Raw genomic sequence first — 19,452 nt, forward strand, 5'->3', positions numbered from 1 at the left:
CTCTCTGCGTCCTCTGCGCCCTCTGCGGTTCATAAACAAGGCCGTAATTAACGCAGATTTTGGCTCGATCGCAACGAGCCTAAATTTCTCCAAAAGAATCATTTCTTATGAAAAGTCTCCCTCAACTTGAGCAGTTCACAGTCATTCTGCAACTCAGCAAGTGGTTCATTATTTCTTGTATCGTTGGTATGCTTTCCGGCCTTGGTTCCGCCGCTCTCCTCGCATCTTTAGAATGGGCAACCAATTGGCGAGAATCTCATTTATGGGCGATCGCCTTACTACCCCTAGGTGGATTCTTCAGCGGTTGGATTTATCATAAATATGGCAAAAAAGTAGAAGCCGGAAATAATTTTTTACTGGAAGAGATTCATCATCCCCAAAGCATTATTCCCTTACGAATTGCTCCTATGGTGCTGTTAGGGACAAGTTTAACCCATTTATTTGGAGGTTCAGCAGGTCGGGAAGGGACAGCCCTACAAATTGCGGCATCCCTTGCCGATCAGTTGACTAAAATATTCCACTTTAAACCCAGGGATCGCCGAACTTTATTAATGGCGGGGATTAGTGGAGGATTTGCTTCGGTTTTTGGAACTCCCTTAGCTGGAACTATCTTTGGTTTAGAGGTTTTAGCGATTGGTACGATTAACCATAATGCTCTTTTTCCCTGTTTAGTTGCAGCAGTTGTGGGCGATCGCATTACCTTAAATCTGGGGTTGCATCACACCGCATACCGCCACGCTCCGCTTGTACCAATGATAACTCCAATGGGGCTAGTTTATGGAATTATAGCTGGCATAATTTTCGGCATTGTAGCGAGGATTTTTGCGAAACTAACTCATCAAATTAGCCACTTCTTTAAAGCTCAGATTTCCTACCCTCCTTTACGCCCGGCAATCGGCGGTGTTATTGTCGCCTTGACTGTTTGGGCGATCGGCTCAACTAAGTATATCGGTCTTGGTATTCCTATCATTGTCGATGCGTTTTATACTAAGTTACCGCCTTGGGATTTTACGGCAAAAATAGGTTTAACGGCGTTGACACTAGGGGCTGGTTTTAAGGGCGGTGAAGTTACTCCTCTATTTTTTATTGGCGCAACATTAGGCAATGCTTTGTCATCAATCTTGGGATTACCAGCACCTTTATTGGCAGGAATGGGATTTGTGGGAGTCTTTGGCGGCGCTGCCAATACACCGATCGCTGCAACTTTAATGGGAATTGAACTTTTTGGACCCGAATCAGGGGTGTTTGTGGCGATCGCTTGTGTGATGAGCTACCTTTTTTCAGGTGATGCTGGCATCTATAGCTCACAGCGTCTTGGCGCTGGAAAATACCATTTTATGCCCACGAAAAAAGGGCAAAAGTCGGAAAAATCCGCCCAGGAAATCCCTCCCAAATCAGAATAAGATGTTAAAATAATTAATTAATTTCATGAGTTACATTAATAGCAGAAACTATTAATTTTTGGAGCGTAATCACGTCAGGGCGATCGAGAATTTTTCTCTGTCAAGTTCATCGCCCCAATGAATTATTTGATGGTTACGCAGCAAGATACCCCTACTTGAGATCTTTGCGGTCTAACTCGTCCCCAAGGCCTTCCTAGCTGCCACGTTCAATCATATCTGCATGACACCTTAGTGCGGTTTAGTCTAGTGTCCGGTGAGTAAAGAAAGCGATCGCCCAAAAAAATCCTTGTTTAGGTAAAATGGCAGCGATCGCCTATTTCCTCCCCATAGTTTCTCCCAGTTAATTTAGGCCGACCAAGATTCGCGAAAGTCAGCATAGAGGGTCAATCCACCATCAATATAGAGCGTTTGTCCCGTAATGTAAGCCGCTTCATCTGATGCAAGAAAAGCCGTTGCTGCAGCCATTTCCTCCGATGTGCCTGCCCGCCCCATTGGGATATGGCTTTCAACCACTGCCTTTTGTTCTGGATTGTCCCTCCAGCTTTCATTAATCGGTGTAATTGTTGCACCGGGCGCAATAGCATTGACGCGGATGCCTCGGTTTGCGTATTCCAACGCTAGGGTTTTAGTTAGATTTCCCATCCCGCCTTTGCTGATGGAATAGCTGATATACATCGGGCGGGGAATGATTTCATGCACACTCGAAATTATTGAAGTTTCCACGCAATCAGACCAACAAGTGCAATCAGACCTAATGCTCTACGAAAGTAATTAACGCCTTGGAATAATTCTTCCCAAGCCCAAGTAAACAAAGAGCCAAAGGCTAGTATCTGCAACCCTAAATTAATTTGACCTGTTGTAACAATGAGCGTTAATAAAGTAGCTACAATCCCGACACTCAGTGGTAGATTGGGCATCTGAGCTATAACAATTTGGCCTTCGCTGTCCCGGAATGTGCGATCGAACAATGTGTTTTCCATGAGTTTCTCGTGTCAATGTAATAAATAGAACCAGGCTAACATTCAATACTGCGGGCCTTTTGGGGAACGATACTACAAGCTTTAGAGGGCAAGGATCATAAAAAACTCGAATTAAATGCAAGTCAGGAGTGGAGATGACATTGATTTAATTATCCACAGTGGCTCAAATTCCTAGGAAATTAGCCATGGGAGCCTAGAAAAACTGTCAATATTATTGAACATTTAAATAGGAAATTTATCCTGGATAAAGTTTTTTTGATTCCCTATCATGACTTCATTCAGCTTGTTTTACCCATTCTTTTAAAGGTTTTTTATTTGAGTTGCTAGATGGTATTTTTATAGTAAAATTCAAAGTTTTAAATATCATCTCTCGGTTGGAATAGTTTAGATTAAAAGGTTATCTATAATTGGACAGACATCATTGTTTCTCTAATATCGCATCGAGAGCGATCGACTTTATGCTCAAATCCAAGGTCAGCAATTCACAGGTCTAAACCTTTTCGTCAAGCAGGCTTGAACCTTGGCAGTGCAGTAATTTCTGTTTCCACAGCTTGAATTGATTGTGTAGCTGCTATTTCTGCTCATCGCTCTCAGCATCCTGACTCACAAAAAATGTGGTCACTGTTGCTGTCAAATAACCACATACGCGATCGCACACAATGCAAGGAAAAAACAAAGCACCTGCCCTTGGGCTGTTTTCGGAAAGTAATCAGAGGCGATCGTGCTCATCAACATTCCCGTCAACCACAGCGCAGTGCCATAGTCATTAATGCCAGCACTACCATTAGGAAATTCGCACTCAAACGCCTAACTTCTAGGCACTCCAATTAGGGTGACGAGCGCTATCAGTTTACAGAAGAATTCAGAATTCAGGAGCCAGAATGGATTCTGTGCGACAGGATGGAGAATAGAAGTTGAAAACCCCTGGGGGGGTGACAAAGAGGCTTAGGAGATAGACCGAATCAGGGTTGCAGCCCGCATAGCTTATTGATAAAAGTGGCGTTTATTTCGAGTTAACTTGATTAACTGTTCCACCTCATCAGAATATTGTTCGAGATAATTAACCCACTTTTCTCCCTCTGGCGCCAACACCAAATGCACTCCGTCTTCGATATCTTTTTTTAGGTTATTGACGCCGGAATACATATTTTCCTACCTGCTTTTTCGTAAGTTCAATGCCTTCAAATATTGCCCAACTGTAGGCGAGTTTCACGAGCAGAATTATGTTAATCAATCGGTTTGCTTTTAAGCTAGTTCTTTCCATATCGTAGCCTCCTGTTTGACAATCTCGAAACATTTCTTCAATGCCCATCCGTTGCTTGTAAGCATCGATCGCTACTGGCAAGAACCCTAAACCTGTGAGAATAAACCACGCTTCATCTACCTACCATGTCCCAGAGTTTCTTTTCCACTTACAAGCAACATTAAATCCAGTGGCCGACTGAGTTTTTCTCACTCTTTTACCTTGAAAATATCAAGAGGTTCCACAGCATGATTCCTAATCCATCTAACCGTTGCCAAACTAAATGTTCTATTTCGATACAATGATTCCTCTTGAGTCTTAATTAAACCAAAAGACACACCCTTTTCCTTCAGCCACTTTCCTAAGTCGAACTCGCAAAATTCCCGGTTTCCTAAAACGATGACTTTATCTTCTGAAAATAATGGTAAAACTTGCCGTATATTTGTAGTTTGTTCCTCGAAGTTGCTGCTGCCCAAATTTGGCAACAATGACCAGTATAATGGAATTGCTCTTCGCTTCCCGATTAAGCTAACTAACCATGAAGAGATTAATACACCCATTGACTGCGCTCGATTGATCTTGATAAGCTTTGACCAACACCGCAATAAGTGGTCAACCAATCAGTTCAGTAATTAATGGGAACCAAATTAATTCGATCGTTAAGTTCGGCAAATCTAAAAATTTTTGTAATTTACGTCGCCGACTTTCGGCTGTAATTAGACAGGGAAATACTCGGGAGAGCCGTTCTAATCTCACTTGTTTTTCAGATTTCATCAAGGATAGCAAGGTTGTTATCACCAAAAACTGAGATGGCGTCAGGTATTTTTGTAAATGAGTCTGGTAGAATCTTCGTATCATTATTTTTTTGGATAAGCAAGCCTTTAACAATTCTGCTGCCTATCTTTTTTTACCACAAGTTAACTCAATCCTTACTAACTATAGGTTTCCGGCGGTTTGTCACCCCCCCAGGAGGCACAATATTCATCAATAAAATTGATGGTGGGTAGAGATGGGCGGGCTTCATCTATAGACAGCAACTGAGTTTGGGTCGTTTTCGGCTATTATACTCCCATCAGAGTGACCCAAGAGCAATAAATAGCATGTGGAAATTGTCGAAAGGGTTGTCGGGTATGAGGTGTAGGGTGTAGGCGCATGCAAATTAAATTCCTATTAACTTATGCTAGGTATCAATGTCGGGAGAAGTCACTATGCTTGGTAAATCAAGGATGCCCTTATCACCTAGACTTTTCACAAAAATTTCGCTACAAATAATGCTAATTGTTCCATTTGTTGTCCAAACAGTTGGAGCAGTGGCTGTTGTTGGTTATCTTTCCTATAGAAACGGTCAAAAAGCAGTAAATGATGTAGCTACTCAGTTGCGGAATGATATTAGCGATCGCATCCAGGAAAATCTAACTTATCTGGTTGCTATTCCCTTTCAAACCTTTGAAAGCTATGATGCAACTCTGAGCCAAAACCGCATCGATATTAATAATGGGAGAGATGTAGAGAAGTTTCTATGGAAACAACTCCCAGCCTTTCCCCATGTTGCTGCCACAGTTTTTGTTAACGCCAATCAGCAGTTTTTTGGTGCGGAGCGGCAGGAGGATGGCGCGCTCGTCATCCGTGCTTCGGAGGTAGAAAATAACCACAGTTTGACTACCTATACTACCAGTCCAGAGGGGGAACGCCGGGAAATTACCAACGCCGGGAAACCTAACTGGGACCCCCGCAAACGCCCCTACTATAAAATTCCAGTCCAGAAAAAGCAAGCTGTTTGGGGAACAGTGTATCCCCACATTACAGGTGAATTCCTATACATTGCGGCTGGCAAACCCATATATACCAAGGCTGGAGATCTCCAAGGAGTGTGGATGACAAGCTTAAATCTGGTAATGTTTGGGGATTTTTTAAGCAAACTCAAAATCGGTAAAACTGGGCAAAGTTTTATTCTGGAACGTTCGGGAGAAATGATTGCCACCTCTACAGAGGAAAAGCCCTTTAAAAATTACCCAGAAAAGGTTGTCGAACTGCCAGAGCAACGAGTTGAACGACTCAAGGTGGTCAATAGTAGCAATGCCATCACCCAAAAAGCAAGTCAAGCTTTGCTAGAGCAGTTTCATGATTTTCAAAATATCCAAGCATCTCATCAACTGAAGTTTACCGTCGATGGTAAAAATTATTTCGTCCAAGTCGATCCTTTTCGAGATAGTAAAGGTATTGACTGGTTGGTGGTGGTGACTATTCCAGAAGCAGACTTTATGAATCAGATTAATGCCAATACTCAGACTACAATCCTGCTCTGTTTAGCCACTTTGATTATGGCAATTTTGTTGGGTATCCTGACCGCTCGCCGGATTATCCGTCCTGTGGAGCGGATCACCACTGCTTCGGAAGCGATCGCTGCGGGCAATCTCAACCAACAAGTGGAGGTTAGTTCCATCATTGAACTTGGCAAATTAGCCAACGTTTTTAACGGCATGACCAACCAACTGAAGGATTCTCTAGATGCCCTCCATTTGGCAAATGAAGAGTTGGAAGCTAGAGTGGAGCAAAGAACTGGAGAACTGCGCCAGGAAAAAGAAAAGTCTGAACAATTACTTTTGAATATCTTACCTGCAGAAATTGCCGATCGCCTCCTGCGGACTAATGAATCCCCTGCTGAACATTTTGAAGAAGCCACGATTTTGTTTGCGGATATCGTAGGTTTTACCAGTATCTCGGCACGGATAGAGCCGTTGCAATTGGTAGCAGGTTTGAACCAAATTTTCTCTGCCTTCGATCAACTCACTGAAAAGTATGGCTTAGAGAAAATTAAAACCATTGGGGATGCCTACATGGTAGTTGGTGGTTTACCCGCTTCTCGACCGGATCATTGCGAAGCGATCGCCAACATGGCGTTGGATATGCAAGCCTATATGGAAAACGTGAAGAATATTTTTGGGGAATCTCTACAAATTCGGATCGGGATTAATACGGGTCCTGTAATTGCGGGAGTAATTGGGATTAAGAAATTTATCTATGACCTCTGGGGTGATGCGGTGAATATCGCCTCAAGGATGGAATCGCACGGCAAACCGGGATACATTCAAGTCACCGATGCGACTTATCTCAAATTACAGAATAAATACTTACTAGAGCCAAGGGGTACGATCGAGGTCAAGGGAAGAGGAGAAATGATGACCTATTGGCTTTTGGGTCGGCGGGAAGGAATATTAGCCACTAGCACTGGAGAGGTGAATAACTGTTAAAATAACGTTAACTCAGGGTTATTTTAACTCAATATATCTCTCAATATTTTGGTCTAATTATCAACAATAAATATCTAAAAGTCTGGTTTTATCGTACATACGAGCTAATTTAGAATGATTACATTTACGACCTAGAGCTTAAGTACACAGAGGCTTTGATTGTTTTCGGAGATGTCTAGAGTTTTTCCCCATCGCACCTCATAAATAATTAGACTTTAAATAATTATGGCTTACAGCTAGATAGTTCTCCTAACCCACAGGCATTTTCCTGGATTCCATTCAAATTCCATAAAAAACTCTCCATGCCTTTTTCCGCTTCTGCTTCACAACCGCTAAATTCTCGCTTTTCTTTTACCTTTAACACTCAATTGCTTAGTAATTGATGTATAATAATGCAAAGCAAAAATTAGATTAATTCCAAAAAAAACCAAAGTTAAAACAAAGGTAAAAAAAGACGTAAGCGACAACCTTGAAGTCATCGTAAACATCGCCAAAATGATTGAGCAAAGCCCAAAACCGGAAGCAAAAGAACTTAAAAGCAGCAACCGCACCTTAGACATAGTTTAATTTAAAGATTATCAGTAAAATGCACTCTTGGCATCTACAGACGAGTGCCAAATGATACTTATTACTATATAGCGGAAGTGCTCAGTTCCGCCAAGGGCAAAACGACTGCTTTCCTAAAAAGGTTTGAATTATACAGAAAAATATAGCCCGCGCTCTTGTAAACTACCTGTTGGTAGACTTAATATCAATCAAAGGAATTCCCCAGCCTCCGCGAGCATTCCACCTTTAGCCGTACAGTCACCGCACCCGCAATCCCGCTGACAGCAAAGTATTCGCTTCCAAAACCGCGCTTTCCCTGGGATTCCAAACATTGCCAAAATCCACAAACGGCGTCACCTGCAAAACTCCTTTTTTGTCGTCGGTGCGCTTGCATCGGATACCGCAATTCAACTGAATCAAAAATCCCGCTATCAGCCAGCAAAGCATCCTGACGGTAGCCCCGCAATGTGTCTGAGCCTCCTATACCGAATTGTTCGATCGGCAAAAGCTCGGCCCGAGCCAATGCCACATCGGATCGCACCCGCAGCAGCGTCTCAGGAGCCAACAACCGCACGTACTGCAACCCCGCCACCTCAAAAATTAACGGTCAGCGTCGTTCCTGCTCACGGTAGCGCCAAATGCTGCCATTCCGAGACAGAAATGCGATCGCCCCACCAGGACATCTCTCTCTCCCCTCTGAGTAAAATCCTGAAACAGCCTCAGCGCCGCAACCCGAGTTCTACGCCGATTATCTGCTCCCGGCGACAGCGTGATCGCGATTTCTCTTCTCGGATTTTGCACGATCGGCTCGCGGTAAATCAACTGCCAACTACTTCCCCCATCGATCGACTTTTATCGTACCCGGAATCTTAGCAATTCTGCTGGCTGTGCCAATGGGAGAACAGCAGGCGGCAAAAGTTGTTTGCATGAAAGCAAGGGTGCTGGCGGCGCGGGTTATGGGAGGGGAGCCGGATTTGGCGGCCGCGGGTTGGGAAGGGGAAATTCTTGTCTGTTTTCTCCTCGGTTCGGCAATTGAGGGAGAGTTTCTGCTGCCTCACTTTGGGTCGATTGATCGAGCTCCGGGATGCTATTTTCTTGCTCTTTACTGCCTCTATCTAATTCTGAACCCGAGTATAAATCACGAAGCCGATCGCGATCGTCTGCTGTTTCTTGATTTAGTTTTAATTGAGAGGGTAAATTATCATGCAAAATTGGCGCTTGCACCCCTGAGTCGGTACCAACCATCGACTCGCTAACACTTAGAGCCGATAGCAGTGCGGGGCAAATAGCTGCAATTGAAAAACCAAGTGCTAATGCCTTGAAAAACTTGATTTTACAAAAGCCTCTAGAAAATTGCACGGGCATGACAGATTAGCGATATTTGATAGTTATTTACATTTACGCTCAGGCGTGGCCGGCGCAATTGCAAGGAATAAAATTACTTTATCACTTTTTAAAGGCTTAATTCCTTAAATCAATATAAAGATAGTTGACAGAATCTCTATTTTGTGTTTTTGAAAATTACTGAAAAAAACTCCGACCTCCCAAGCTAGCCCTGTAGGTCGGCGAAGCATTCTATGAAACCTGCGATCTGAGAAATAGGTAAATTTTGATAGAGATTACTACATTTTATTGAGCTGCGATCGCAATTCTTCCAACTCAGCGTCAATCACCGGACTCGACTCCGAGCTACTAGCTGCTGCCGTTTTACCCGCTGCCGGCAATTGACCTTGAGACACAGAGCCCCCGGTCAGTTGAGCTTTCATCTGAGCCAATTCGTCGTCAACATCACCGCCGCTTTCGAGCAAGCGGAACTGTTCCTCTAAATTGCTGCCCCCGGCGGCCAATTCTGCCGAAGCTCCCGCGCGAGCTTCAATCTGCAAAACTTTTTCTTCCATGCGATCGAAAGCTGCCATTGAACTGCCAGTATTCAATGTGCCAATGGTATTGTTGAGCTGTTCCTGAGCCTTAGCAGCGGATATCCTCGCTTTGAGCATATCCTTCTTGGTCTTAGCTTCGGAAATTTTGCTCTCCAAACCGATCAAGTTGCGCTTGAGACTTTCCACCTGAGCCGATTGCTGATCCAGACTTGCTTTCAGCGTAGCGGCCGTTTCAGCGTGAGACTTTTTGCGAACCAGCGCTTCCCGGGCCAAAGTCTCGTCTCCTTTTTGCAGGGCTAGCTGAGCGCGCTGCTGCCACTGGTTAGACTGAGATTCAGCTTGATTGTACTGAGTCTGGGTGCGCTTTTGAGTAGCGATCGCGCTGGCAACGGCCTGACGCAACTGCACCAAGTCTTCCTGCATATCCGTAACGGACTGTTCTAAAATCTTTTCCGGGTCTTCAGCTTTGTTGACCAGATCGTTAAGATTGGCTTTGACGACTCGGCTAATGCGGTCAAATAATCCCATAATGCTATTTTTCCTGGGTGAGGTGTACGAAGTAGGCGGAAAGCAGGCTTGATAGCCCTAGCCCGCAGTTGTGAAATTCACTCTTGTCAGATTTTTAGTGCGATTTAGTTTTTGGCAATTTTTGCAGACAGATAAATCCAGTTTAAAGCGATCGAGTAATGTGATGCAGGCAAGCTTATTCATGCACCTATCTATTGAGTTTAACTTCGATCCGGGAATTCCCCCACAGGCTTCGAGCCATCTCTAGCTAGGCTGTTGAGAAGTTTTTGCTCGTCCCGACTCTTGTTCTCTTGCCTGGGGTTCAGGATGCGGGCGGCTCGCTCGACGGCAATTTGGGTGTATTCTTGCCCGGAAGCATTTGTGCTTTCATCGCCGCCAACTCGGTATCCACATCGTCGGCACCTTCGAGAGAGAGAAACTTCTTTTCTAAATCATTAGTTCCGAGTTCTGCGATTGCTTCGGAGCGAGCTTCTAGCTGCATGACTTTCTCTTCCATCCGTTCAAACGCGCTCAAAGCGCTGCCCGTACTGAGATTGCCCATCATTTCTTGAAGCCTTTCCGACGATGCGGCCGATCGAGCTCGGGCAATGTACATATCTTTTTTAGATTTTGCCTCGGAAATTTTACTTTCGAGCGCCCGCATATTTTCTTTTAGTTTAGTCACAACAGCCGATTGCTGATCCAGACTGGCTTTCATCGCCGTTGCCGTTTCTTGATAAGATTTCTTGCGTGTCAGAGCTTCCCGCGCCAAATTTTCCTCGCCTTTTTGCAAAGCTAGCTGCGCCCGCTGATGCCATTCTGCTGCTGTAGACTCAGCTTGGGAGCACTGGCGTTCAGTGCGTTTTTGAGCTGCAATCGCCCCTGCCACAGCTTGTCTGAGCTGCACTAAATCTTCCTGCATATCCATTACAGCCTGTTCCAGAATTTTTTCTGGGTCTTCGGCAGCCCCGACCAAACTGTTAATATTGGCTCGAATCACTCGCCATAGGCGATCGAATAATCCCATTTTGCCAGTCTCCCGATTTTCAACTTTAGAATTAAGACAGAGAAATCAGAATTACAAACTAAAAATGAAAACTCCTCAATCGTCTTTTTAATTTTTAATTTTGAAATTTTAATTCACTCTAAGTTAGGTCGTCATGATTATTTTTAAGATGGGTAGGGCGCGAGCATTACCCATCAAAACTGAGCAAATGTTGGGTGAAGCGAAACGGAGGGTTCGTGCCTCCGCCCAACCTACTCCCCGATCATTAGTTTAATTGTCTTTGCCTAATTTATGGTTGATAGTATTGTGGCTTCACCCCTTTTTCTTGGAGTTCTTTGACCAAACGTTCTGCTGAGGCAGCATCGTTCAAAGCACCCATTTGGATCTTGACACCCTTTGAGAAGTTCCGCACGTAGGCATCCGGAACTGCTGTTCTGGCTCGCTGCAGCGATTTTTCGTCGGTGTAATCGGTGACAACGTAATAGAAACCGTCTGCCGCACGTGCAGGCCTTCCCAGGGGAGATGCTGCGGCTGGGGATGCTGCGGCTGGGGATGCTGTCGCCGGGGATGCTGCGGCTGGGGATGTTGTCGCCGGGGATGTGGCGGCAGGCTGGGCTGGGGATGGTGTTGGAGGCAGTGTTGGCAGTGCCGGCACAGGCTGGGCAGCGCTAGGGCTGGGAGTGGGAAGCAAAGCCGTACTCAGATTGTTGAGTCCTTGTTCCCTGCCTCTGGGGGGGTTGCCGTCTTCTGTAGGAATCGGCACAACCCCGCTGGGGCCCGGAGGCGCTGGTGGGGTTGGCGGGATTGATGCTTTTGGTGACGGGGAAGGAATCGGGCTGACTGTCGGCTTAACATTGCTGAGAGTGCTCAAATCTAGCTCCACAAATTCCTTGGATACCAGATTTGGAGCTTTCGGCAGTTCCTTGGTGCTGGTATCTGAGATGGAAGTAGAGGCGGGACTGTCGCTTGAAGAGGGTGAGGTGCGATCGAGGAAACGGCTCAGGCCTGCCATCTTAACCAGATTTGACGGGTACATGACTGCGTAGCCCAAAGCTGTGCATGACAGCAAAAACAGCAGCATCGAACTCAGTCCCAAGGGAGTTAACAAACTGGCGGCTAAACTGCGTTCTACCGTAGGCTCAGCTTTGGACTCGTCCAAACTTTCGATCAGTTTTTCGCTTGATTCGAGATACTTGTTGGGTGCCAAGGCACTGTTAGATAATTTTGTGCCACCCCTGGTAGTTGCTAGCGGGGCATCGCCCTGAGTGCCGGCAAGGGATAGGGGCAGCGATAGCGGCTGCTGGGTTTCCTCCGCAGTCTCCGGCGCCAAATTTTGGGCTAGCTGTTGCTCGGTTGTGGCTGTTTGCTTGCCGGTACGAACTGAGGGCGACACCCACTGTTCGGCGCGCCTCCTGTGCCTTCTGTATGTTGTCAATTCTGCTTCTAGGTTTACATCTAGACTCCCCAGGACTGCTTGCAAAGCAGGCTTGATTGGGGTTGAAGAGGATTGATGATTTGGGGATTCCACCGAAGAACGCTTACTCATTAGCAAAACTCCTACCGCCTCTGAATTAATTTTAATGTTTTGATTGTAGAGATAAACAAGAAGCTTGAAAACTTGCCTATTTTATGATTAGCTACTTTTGGCGTCTATGCAACAGGGGCCCGATCGCCTGCGGTTATCTTTTCATTTTCATTTTAAGACTTAATTGTTGGTATGTCCCGGGGGCAGCTTACCGAAACTCTCAGCAGCTTTTTGTATCCTGAGCTACCGCTTATTTATAACGTCTCATAGTCGTTGTACATTTGTACTTTTTCTTGATCCCTGACGGCTTTATAAAGTTTTAACCTTTGTTTTTACCTATACAATGAGCAACGACAGAGCTAATTGTTTCTATATATAACGAGATTATAAATAAATTATAAAATTTAATTATGCTCCGGGGATCGCTACAAGCCAGACAGAATAAAGGCTGGGGGGCTCTCAGGCAGGCTAGCTCTGCAAGGGAGAATTAGAGATGAAAATGATTTCCCTAAGAACTTTTATGCAAACCTCCTTAACTTCACCTTTAACTTCAGCTTGCCGTCACTGCAGGCACTATACACCTGAGGGGAGACGCGGGGGTGTTTGCGCTCTACTAGGCGGGCCGGTTCAAGGTCACTGGAAAGCTTGTGCTTTAGCGGTTTCGCCTTTTAGGTCATCTTGGGAAAACATAGAAGAAATTGGAATGTGGCAAGAATCGACTCTGATGCTGCAGGATGCCGCCGTCACTCTTTCCGAGCGTCCTGCCTGCCAGCTTACATGCACAACGTTAACCGAAAAATCCGCAGCAGCAGTCTCGGTTTAGTTAGTCGGCAGCAGGATAGATCATACCATTTTCGATTTTCGATTGGGAAATCACTGATCGTTATCATGGTTTGGATCTGACAAAGCAGTTTCATTCTTTTTGGGAACTGGTATCAATACTGACACTTTTGGACATCGGGTGCATTTGGCTTTACTAACTCATAAAAATCAGCAGCATCTACTTTAAGATGAGCGCATAAAAAAAAACTGATTTCTCCATCCAGCTATGGCAGCCAAGGATATTGACTAAAATCAGGTTGCCGTTTTTCCAAAAAGGCTTGTTTGCCTTCGGCGCCTTCCTGGGTCATATAGTACAGCAAAGTGGCATTTCCCGCCAGTTCTTGCAAACCGGCTTGACCGTCGCAGTCGGCATTAAAAGCAGATTTCAAACAGCGAATCGCGATCGGACTTTTTTCTAGAATTTCCGCCGCCCACTGAATCCCTTCTAGTTCTAGTTGTTCGACGGGCACGACGCAGTTGACTAAACCCATTTCTAGGGCTTGCTGCGCGCTGTACTGGCGACACAAAAACCAAATTTCTCTGGCTTTTTTCTGACCAACGACTCTGGCGAGATAGCTAGCTCCGAAACCACCGTCGAAACTGCCGACTTTGGGGCCGGTCTGTCCGAAAATAGCATTGTCAGCAGCGATCGTCAAGTCGCAAATTAAATGCAGAACGTGACCCCCTCCAATTGCGTAGCCTGCAACTAAAGCAATTACAACTTTGGGCATCGATCGAATCAACTTCTGCAAGTCGAGCACGTTCAACCGGGGTATGCCACCTTCGTCTACATATCCCGCCGCACCCCGCACGCTTTGGTCGCCGCCGGCGCAAAAGGCATATTTGCCGTCTGTATGAGGCCCCGCACCTGTGAAAAGGACAACGCCGATTTTTGTGTCTTCGCGGGCATCAGTAAAGGCATCGCACAGTTCCTGCACGGTTTTGGGACGGAAAGCGTTCCGTTTGTGAGGTCGATTAATGGTAATTTTGGCGGTGCCGCCGCTTTTGTGATAGAGAATGTCTTCGTAGGTTTTGGCGGTTTGCCATTCAATTTGCATAATCAATCAATTTGAGATTTGAGACCGAGCAGGGTGCATTAAGGCAGCGACAAGTCGCTTTTAGATTCTAGATTGATTCGGTTCAATGGGATACAAGGGTCGATCGACTCTTGCAAAAAAAATAATGCGGGACTGAGGCAGAAACCTGGTTTTTTACGAACATACGCCGTGCAAAGCTCTTGGTAGGGGTTAAACAACCCGGTTTTTGAGGGTAAGAGCGCCCAAGTCCCATCTCAAATGGACACAGCGTCAAATCCTCGAATTCCTCTCACTACTTTTACTGCCCCAAAATTTATATGCGCTGGATTATTTGCGGAGTAAAATACTCAGCAAGTGCTTTGCTGCTTTGCCAAATACCGGATCGCGCGACTCGAATTCGCTGGGATCGAGTAAAGCTTGAACTTCGGCAAAAGCTTGTGAGTCGAGGGTTCCTTCTTTAGTAAATAAAGTTTCTAGGACTGCAATGTGTCTGGAGTCGAGGCCGAGCCGATTTGCGATCGACTGTAAGTACATTTGCTCCCGCATATCGATGTGTCCGTCGGCCGCTGACATTTCGTAGCCGGAACCGATAAGCAACAGTTTTTCTGATTCTGAGAAGAAAGCTGTCAGGGTTAGCAATTCCGTGGGGTTGAAGTAAACCTGCTGTTTGGATACTCCTTTGACAAGGCGCTGAATTAGTTCTACCCGATCGCGGTCGCCGCTGGCAAAGGCTTTGAGAGTCTTTTGCAGCCGTTCTTCTTCTTCAACTGCGATCGTCCTGTCAATAATCATGACTCCGCGCAGGATGGAAATTAGAGCAGTCACAAACACTACCAAAGGAGTGATATCTTGTTCGCGCAGCTTTTGTCGGCTAATGCGGCACAACAGCTCAACAATTTCAGTGGTTATCCTGGTGGTGTCCATAATTAAAAATCACTTTCTATTAAGCTGTAATGTAACTTTACTTTCTCGATCTTAAGTTTTTCTGTTACGTAGGTATGACGTGAATTCTAAAACGGAGCCATTCTCTATTAGTGATACTACTTATTTTATTCACAAACGCTGGATGACTAGGGCTGTGGAATTGGCACAAGCAGCCGGTGATGCCGGTGAAGTACCCGTGGGCGCGGCAATTGTTGACGGTAGCGGCAAATTGATTGCCGAAGCGCAAAATCGGCGAGAGCGAGACTGCGATCCGACTGCTCACGCTGAAATCTTGGCTTTGCGGGCGGCCGGCCAAGTTTTGCAAGACTGGCATCTTAACCAATGCACGCTCTACGTAACGCTGGAGCCTTGTCCGATGTGCGCTGGTGCGATCGTCCAAGCTCGGATTGGCCGGCTGGTATACGGAGCAGATGACCCGAAAACTGGCACGATTCGGACTGCTGCTAATATTCCCGATAGCGCGCATTCGTGTCACCGCTTAGAGGTGCTCGGCGGTATTATGGAGTCTGTTTGCCGCGATCAGTTGATTTCCTGGTTTGAAACACGCCGGAAAAATTAACAGGTAAAATTTTTTACTCTCTTCTGGGCGATGTTTAATCGAACTTGACCCTTTAGCTGGAATAATAGATCCGTAATTGCCCGATCGAGCTTTCCAGGCGGCAGAGTGCTCTGCATGAGTGCTGTCCGGTTGGCTGAGGTTTTACCTGTTAGAGATTATCTCTTGCGGGCGCGATCGCTCGATCGGTACAAGGCCAATAGCAAAAGTGTCCCGACCCAAAAACTAAAGATTTGTCCCATCACTTACTTTAGACTTTAGATCTCGACAAAGCAGCTTAATTGCTATGCCCCACACCGCCACGATCGCCGTTGAGTCCAGTAAATCATCTCTAGTGAAGCCAATGCCTGCCAAGGTAGCATCTAATACCTCTCGCGTTTCTCCTTGGTTAACATCCTTGCTCTATCCGCTAGGTCACTATGTTGTCCTACCGTTTCATTTTGGCAAGATTGAGATAACCGGACAGGAGCACTTGCCGAAAGACGGGCCTGTCATCTTAGCCCCTACGCACCGATCCCGGTGGGATGCCCTGATGATGCCTTATTCAACTGGACAGAAGGTGACTGGACGCGATTTGCGGTTTATGGTAACTGCTGATGAAGTGAAAGGACTGCAAGGTTGGTTCATCAGAAATTTGGGAGGGTTTCCTGTGGATCTCAAGCATCCGGCAATTGGCACTCTCCGTTATGGGGTGGAACTACTCCTCGACAGGGAAATGTTGGTGATTTTTCCCGAAGGCGGCATTTTTCAGGATGGCGAAGTTCATCCGATTAAGCCGGGATTGGCGCGTTTGGCAATGCAAGCAGAGTTGAGCAAACCGGGTTTGGGGGTGAAAATTGTACCGATGAGTATCCGCTATCGCCCGCGCATTCCTCAATGGGGTTGTCAGGTAAAAATTGCGATCGGTTCTCCGATTTCCGTGGCGGATTATGCCAATGGTGGCGGTGGTAAAAAAGAAGCACGATTGTTGAGTGCCCAGCTCGAAATGGATCTTAAAAAGCTTGATGAAAGTTGAGGAGAAGAAGGAAGTTCGGCAACGAGCAATGTACGGGATGTAACGGATGTCAGGAAGAAGGAAGTTCGGCAACGAGCAATGTACGGGATGTAACGGATGTCAGGAAGAAGGAAGTCGGAAGAAGGAAGAAGGAAGAAGGAAGAAGGAAGAAGGAAGAAAGAAGGAATTATGATATAATGTTTTCGGGTGCTGTGGAGAGATGCAGCACTTATTTTGCTGCTTTGTTATGTCTGTATTAAGTGTGAGCATTAATGGATTGTGCTTTGAACTTTAAGCCGGGTCAAATTGTCAGTTTAGAATGTGGAGATGCGTGCCTGCATTCCGAGGTAATCCAAGTGGTTGAGGCACGTCAAGTTTGTTGGGTGCGCCCTTTAATGTTAGTTGTATTACTGTCGGGGAAGGATTTATCGGCGCAATGGTCGGAAGACTACACTTTATCCGATTTGCGCGATGGTGCTGATTTGCTGTGGCCGGGGAGTTTGTTTCGGGCGGCGCTGGATACCGAGGTAATTTCGCTGTTAACCGAGTTGCAGTCTCTGGACTCTGAGAAAAAGGATGGTGCGATCGCATCTCGGCAACTTAGAGATTTTGTCGATCGAGTTTGGGAAGCTTTTCCGAGTGCTTTTCATTAATCACATATCTGGCGTTTTGTCTATTAGTCCGCCAGGGGTTGAAAACCCCTGTCTAATAGCTAACAGTCCTCTGGCATAGGACTGATACCCTCTTAATTCTTCAGTCCGCGTAGGCGGACTTCGTTTGTCTAGAAGCGATTTCAATCGCCCAATTTTCTTTTCGCTTTTCGCGGACTCTTATACTAAAATACAGCGTGTGAAAGCTCTTCGGGGTTGAGATTATTGTGAATAACTTTACCGTCGCGGAACCAGACAACGCGGCGAGTTTGGCGCGCCACTTCCGGTTCGTGCGTTACCATAACAACAGTCATGCCATTTTCATTGAATTCTGTAAAAATATCCATTACTTCTTGAGTAGTTTTTGTATCCAATGCACCTGTAGGTTCATCAGCCAGCAACAACACGGGACGGTTGACAATAGCCCTGGCGATGGCTACCCGCTGCTGCTGTCCTCCTGATAGTTGATTCGGTCTGTTTTGCAGGCGACTTTCCAGGCCGACTTTCGTTAAAGCCTCTACTCCCCGTTCGCGTCTTTCTGCTGCGGGAATGCCGGCATAAACCATTGGTAGCATGACATTTTCTAATGCTGTCAATTGAGCCAAGAGGTGAAATTGTTGGAAGACAAAACCTAATTTTAAATTGCGAATTCCGGCTAATTCTCCTTCGGGCATTTGGGCGACATCTACGCCGTCTAAGTAGTAACTGCCGCTCGTAGGTCGATCGAGACAGCCGATAATATTCATAGCTGTAGATTTGCCGGAACCCGACGCGCCCATAATCGAGCAATATTCTCCTTGTCTTACGGTCAAGCTGACGCCGTTTAAGGCGCGAACTTCCAGGTCGCCAATCCCGTAAACTTTTGTTACCTCTTCCAGACCGACAACAACGGGCTTTGAGAGGACTTGCGGGTCGAGGTCTTGGTATGTATCGGTTTGTAGTTCAGGCATTTTTTTTATGTGCGATCGACACAACTAACTACTAACTTAACACTTCTTATCGGTTTTGGCGGCTGGAAGGGCGATCGTTTGGAGGCTAATTTCAGTATCAGGCGTCATTGCAAATGCAGCGGATTGGAGTCAACCAATCCCCAAGAATGGAGATTGCTTGGCGACTTTAAACAAGTCGGACAAGTTGTAATTATGGGACTTACACAAAGGTGGTGAGAAACCGGGTTTTTTCACTAAAATCATTCGCTACAGCGCGCATAAAGCATAAATAACCCGGTTTCTGTGGTCTTGATGCGTAAGCCCTAAATTAAACAATAGACCTCTTGCAAAAATGCTGAGACCCATCCCCAACCCTCCCCTTAGTAAGGGGAGGGAGCCTAATTTTTCTTGCTTCCCCCCTTAGCAAGGGGGGACTGAGGGGGGTGAGTTTTTGACTTTTGCAAGAGGTCTAATTTGTCGCTTAAATGCTCTCAGGATCGATGTTCAATTCGCGCAGTTTTGCTGCCAAACGTTCGGCCCTTTGAGCTTCTTGTTCGGCTCTTTGAGCTTCTTGTTCGGCACGCTGGCGGTTTAATTCCCCCTGTTCCTCCAATTCCGCATAGGAAAGAAACCTTTGTCCATCGGGTCGATATATTTCTAACCCATCTGTGCCCAACTCAAATCGCACTCCCAATCTCGGACTTACCCAGCCCTCCATCGGCTCAATTAATTCTAAGTTTCCTTCAATTCTTTGCCAACCGCTCAAATCGTTGTTTTCGGGATCGTAAAGGTAATATTCATCGACTCCATAGCGATTGTAAAATGAAAGTTTTTTGTACATCTTGGTTTGTCGGTCGTTGTGAGAGCGAATCTCAAACGCAACTTGGGGAGCAATATTATCTTCGTTAAATTGCAGGTAGGAACGTCGATCGCCCTTTGGTCTGCCAAATATTACCATGACATCGGGTGCTTGAGAAATGTCTGGTCTACCTTCAACTGGATACCACAGTAAATCGGCGGCTACAAACACGTTTGGGTCGTTTTTAAACAGCGATTCGCAACCTTCTTTGATTTTGACAATTAATTTGTATTGAATTGTGCTATCTGCCATTGGTTGACCGTCGCTGCATGGATAAATAATTTCTTCGGTCGTGACTTGCATAGTGGTTGTCTCCGAA

18 protein-coding genes and 3 pseudogenes are annotated in these 19,452 nt (G+C 45.9%); 7 read left to right on the plus strand and 14 right to left on the minus strand.

Annotated features, from left to right (window positions below; all coding sequences use genetic code 11):
- Window positions 1-107: 107 nt before the first annotated feature.
- Window positions 108-1,403 carry a chloride channel protein gene (locus tag D0A34_04480; GenBank protein ID UNU18221.1) on the plus strand — a complete coding sequence of 432 codons (1,296 nt, stop codon included), beginning with the start codon at window positions 108-110 and terminating at the stop codon, window positions 1,401-1,403.
- Between the two features lie 345 nt (window positions 1,404-1,748).
- On the opposite strand, the pseudogene D0A34_04485 reads toward D0A34_04480, so the two are convergent.
- The 4 genes and pseudogenes from D0A34_04485 to D0A34_04500 all read right to left on the minus strand — a co-directional run bounded on the left by D0A34_04485 (window position 1,749) and on the right by D0A34_04500 (window position 4,484).
- Window positions 1,749-2,111, minus strand: a pseudogene (locus D0A34_04485) (SDR family oxidoreductase).
- Window positions 2,111-2,383: a hypothetical protein gene (locus D0A34_04490; protein UNU18222.1), complete on the minus strand. Its 273-nt coding sequence runs from the start codon at window positions 2,381-2,383 to the stop codon at window positions 2,111-2,113. The pseudogene D0A34_04485 and the gene D0A34_04490 overlap by 1 nt, the downstream one beginning before the upstream one ends.
- Before the next feature lie 503 nt (window positions 2,384-2,886).
- Window positions 2,887-3,322: pseudogene (locus tag D0A34_04495) on the minus strand (two pore domain potassium channel family protein).
- Between the two features lie 45 nt (window positions 3,323-3,367).
- Window positions 3,368-4,484, minus strand: a pseudogene (locus D0A34_04500) (IS4 family transposase).
- A gap of 368 nt (window positions 4,485-4,852) precedes the next feature.
- Between D0A34_04500 and D0A34_04505 the strand changes: the two are divergent.
- Window positions 4,853-6,877, plus strand: a complete 2,025-nt coding sequence (locus D0A34_04505; protein UNU22168.1) for a HAMP domain-containing protein — start codon at window positions 4,853-4,855, stop codon at window positions 6,875-6,877.
- Between the two features lie 332 nt (window positions 6,878-7,209).
- On the opposite strand, the gene D0A34_04510 is transcribed toward D0A34_04505, so the two are convergent.
- The 6 genes from D0A34_04510 to D0A34_04535 form a co-directional block, all read right to left on the minus strand.
- Window positions 7,210-7,437 carry a hypothetical protein gene (locus D0A34_04510; protein ID UNU18223.1) on the minus strand — a complete coding sequence of 76 codons (228 nt, stop codon included), beginning with the start codon at window positions 7,435-7,437 and terminating at the stop codon, window positions 7,210-7,212.
- Window positions 7,438-7,628: 191 nt separating this feature from the next.
- A complete protein-coding gene (locus tag D0A34_04515; protein UNU18224.1) occupies window positions 7,629-8,015 on the minus strand; it encodes a hypothetical protein in 387 nt (128 codons plus the stop codon).
- A gap of 362 nt (window positions 8,016-8,377) precedes the next feature.
- Entirely contained in the window at window positions 8,378-8,788 is a 411-nt protein-coding gene (locus D0A34_04520) for a hypothetical protein (protein UNU18225.1), read from the minus strand.
- A 257-nt stretch (window positions 8,789-9,045) separates the two neighbouring features.
- Window positions 9,046-9,831 (minus strand): PspA/IM30 family protein, encoded by a 786-nt coding sequence (locus D0A34_04525; protein UNU18226.1) that lies wholly within the window; start codon window positions 9,829-9,831, stop codon window positions 9,046-9,048.
- 301 nt (window positions 9,832-10,132) lie between these two features.
- Window positions 10,133-10,837: a PspA/IM30 family protein gene (locus D0A34_04530; GenBank protein ID UNU18227.1), complete on the minus strand. Its 705-nt coding sequence runs from the start codon at window positions 10,835-10,837 to the stop codon at window positions 10,133-10,135.
- Between the two features lie 268 nt (window positions 10,838-11,105).
- Window positions 11,106-12,362, minus strand: coding sequence for a hypothetical protein (locus D0A34_04535; protein ID UNU18228.1), 1,257 nt, complete (start codon window positions 12,360-12,362; stop codon window positions 11,106-11,108).
- A gap of 472 nt (window positions 12,363-12,834) precedes the next feature.
- Here D0A34_04535 and D0A34_04540 point away from each other — a divergent pair, with 472 nt between their 5' ends.
- Complete coding sequence (locus D0A34_04540) at window positions 12,835-13,164, plus strand: hypothetical protein (protein UNU18229.1); 330 nt, start codon at window positions 12,835-12,837, stop codon at window positions 13,162-13,164.
- 223 nt (window positions 13,165-13,387) lie between these two features.
- Here D0A34_04540 and D0A34_04545 read toward each other — a convergent pair whose 3' ends face one another.
- Window positions 13,388-14,221 carry a 1,4-dihydroxy-2-naphthoyl-CoA synthase gene (locus tag D0A34_04545; GenBank protein UNU18230.1) on the minus strand — a complete coding sequence of 278 codons (834 nt, stop codon included), beginning with the start codon at window positions 14,219-14,221 and terminating at the stop codon, window positions 13,388-13,390.
- Window positions 14,222-14,527: 306 nt separating this feature from the next.
- A complete protein-coding gene (locus tag D0A34_04550) occupies window positions 14,528-15,124 on the minus strand; it encodes a TerB family tellurite resistance protein (protein ID UNU18231.1) in 597 nt (198 codons plus the stop codon).
- A 79-nt stretch (window positions 15,125-15,203) separates the two neighbouring features.
- Here D0A34_04550 and D0A34_04555 point away from each other — a divergent pair, with 79 nt between their 5' ends.
- The 4 genes from D0A34_04555 to D0A34_04570 all read left to right on the plus strand — a co-directional run bounded on the left by D0A34_04555 (window position 15,204) and on the right by D0A34_04570 (window position 17,348).
- Window positions 15,204-15,704, plus strand: a complete 501-nt coding sequence (locus tag D0A34_04555; protein UNU18232.1) for a nucleoside deaminase — start codon at window positions 15,204-15,206, stop codon at window positions 15,702-15,704.
- A 283-nt stretch (window positions 15,705-15,987) separates the two neighbouring features.
- On the plus strand, window positions 15,988-16,716 hold the full coding sequence (locus D0A34_04560; protein UNU18233.1) for a 1-acyl-sn-glycerol-3-phosphate acyltransferase: 729 nt from the start codon (window positions 15,988-15,990) through the stop codon (window positions 16,714-16,716).
- On the plus strand, window positions 16,713-16,955 hold the full coding sequence (locus D0A34_04565; protein ID UNU18234.1) for a hypothetical protein: 243 nt from the start codon (window positions 16,713-16,715) through the stop codon (window positions 16,953-16,955). The genes D0A34_04560 and D0A34_04565 overlap by 4 nt, the downstream gene beginning before the upstream one ends.
- Window positions 16,956-16,967: 12 nt before the next feature.
- Window positions 16,968-17,348, plus strand: a complete 381-nt coding sequence (locus D0A34_04570; GenBank protein ID UNU18235.1) for a hypothetical protein — start codon at window positions 16,968-16,970, stop codon at window positions 17,346-17,348.
- Window positions 17,349-17,530: 182 nt separating this feature from the next.
- Here the strand turns inward: D0A34_04570 and D0A34_04575 are convergent, their stop codons facing one another.
- Window positions 17,531-18,295: an ABC transporter ATP-binding protein gene (locus D0A34_04575; GenBank protein ID UNU18236.1), complete on the minus strand. Its 765-nt coding sequence runs from the start codon at window positions 18,293-18,295 to the stop codon at window positions 17,531-17,533.
- Between the two features lie 460 nt (window positions 18,296-18,755).
- Complete coding sequence (locus D0A34_04580) at window positions 18,756-19,436, minus strand: Uma2 family endonuclease (GenBank protein UNU18237.1); 681 nt, start codon at window positions 19,434-19,436, stop codon at window positions 18,756-18,758.
- Window positions 19,437-19,452 lie beyond the last annotated feature (16 nt).

Source organism: Microcoleus vaginatus PCC 9802, assembly GCA_022701275.1.
Taxonomy (GTDB): Bacteria; Cyanobacteriota; Cyanobacteriia; order Cyanobacteriales; family Microcoleaceae; genus Microcoleus; species Microcoleus vaginatus_A.

Bases quoted from the DNA above. Each gene is read 5' to 3' on its own strand.
- D0A34_04490 (UNU18222.1), bottom strand. From the start codon at position 2,383: ATGGAAAACACATTGTTCGATCGCACATTCCGGGACAGCGAAGGCCAA.
- D0A34_04540 (UNU18229.1), top strand. From the start codon at position 12,835: ATGAAAATGATTTCCCTAAGAACTTTTATGCAAACCTCCTTAACTTCA.
- D0A34_04575 (UNU18236.1), bottom strand. From the start codon at position 18,295: ATGCCTGAACTACAAACCGATACATACCAAGACCTCGACCCGCAAGTC.
- D0A34_04550 (UNU18231.1), bottom strand. From the start codon at position 15,124: ATGGACACCACCAGGATAACCACTGAAATTGTTGAGCTGTTGTGCCGC.
- D0A34_04530 (UNU18227.1), bottom strand. From the start codon at position 10,837: ATGGGATTATTCGATCGCCTATGGCGAGTGATTCGAGCCAATATTAAC.
- D0A34_04480 (UNU18221.1), top strand. From the start codon at position 108: ATGAAAAGTCTCCCTCAACTTGAGCAGTTCACAGTCATTCTGCAACTC.
- D0A34_04525 (UNU18226.1), bottom strand. From the start codon at position 9,831: ATGGGATTATTTGACCGCATTAGCCGAGTCGTCAAAGCCAATCTTAAC.
- D0A34_04535 (UNU18228.1), bottom strand. From the start codon at position 12,362: ATGAGTAAGCGTTCTTCGGTGGAATCCCCAAATCATCAATCCTCTTCA.
- D0A34_04510 (UNU18223.1), bottom strand. From the start codon at position 7,437: ATGTCTAAGGTGCGGTTGCTGCTTTTAAGTTCTTTTGCTTCCGGTTTT.
- D0A34_04505 (UNU22168.1), top strand. From the start codon at position 4,853: ATGCCCTTATCACCTAGACTTTTCACAAAAATTTCGCTACAAATAATG.
- D0A34_04545 (UNU18230.1), bottom strand. From the start codon at position 14,221: ATGCAAATTGAATGGCAAACCGCCAAAACCTACGAAGACATTCTCTAT.
- D0A34_04520 (UNU18225.1), bottom strand. From the start codon at position 8,788: ATGCCCGTGCAATTTTCTAGAGGCTTTTGTAAAATCAAGTTTTTCAAG.
- D0A34_04560 (UNU18233.1), top strand. From the start codon at position 15,988: ATGCCCCACACCGCCACGATCGCCGTTGAGTCCAGTAAATCATCTCTA.
- D0A34_04580 (UNU18237.1), bottom strand. From the start codon at position 19,436: ATGCAAGTCACGACCGAAGAAATTATTTATCCATGCAGCGACGGTCAA.
- D0A34_04570 (UNU18235.1), top strand. From the start codon at position 16,968: ATGGATTGTGCTTTGAACTTTAAGCCGGGTCAAATTGTCAGTTTAGAA.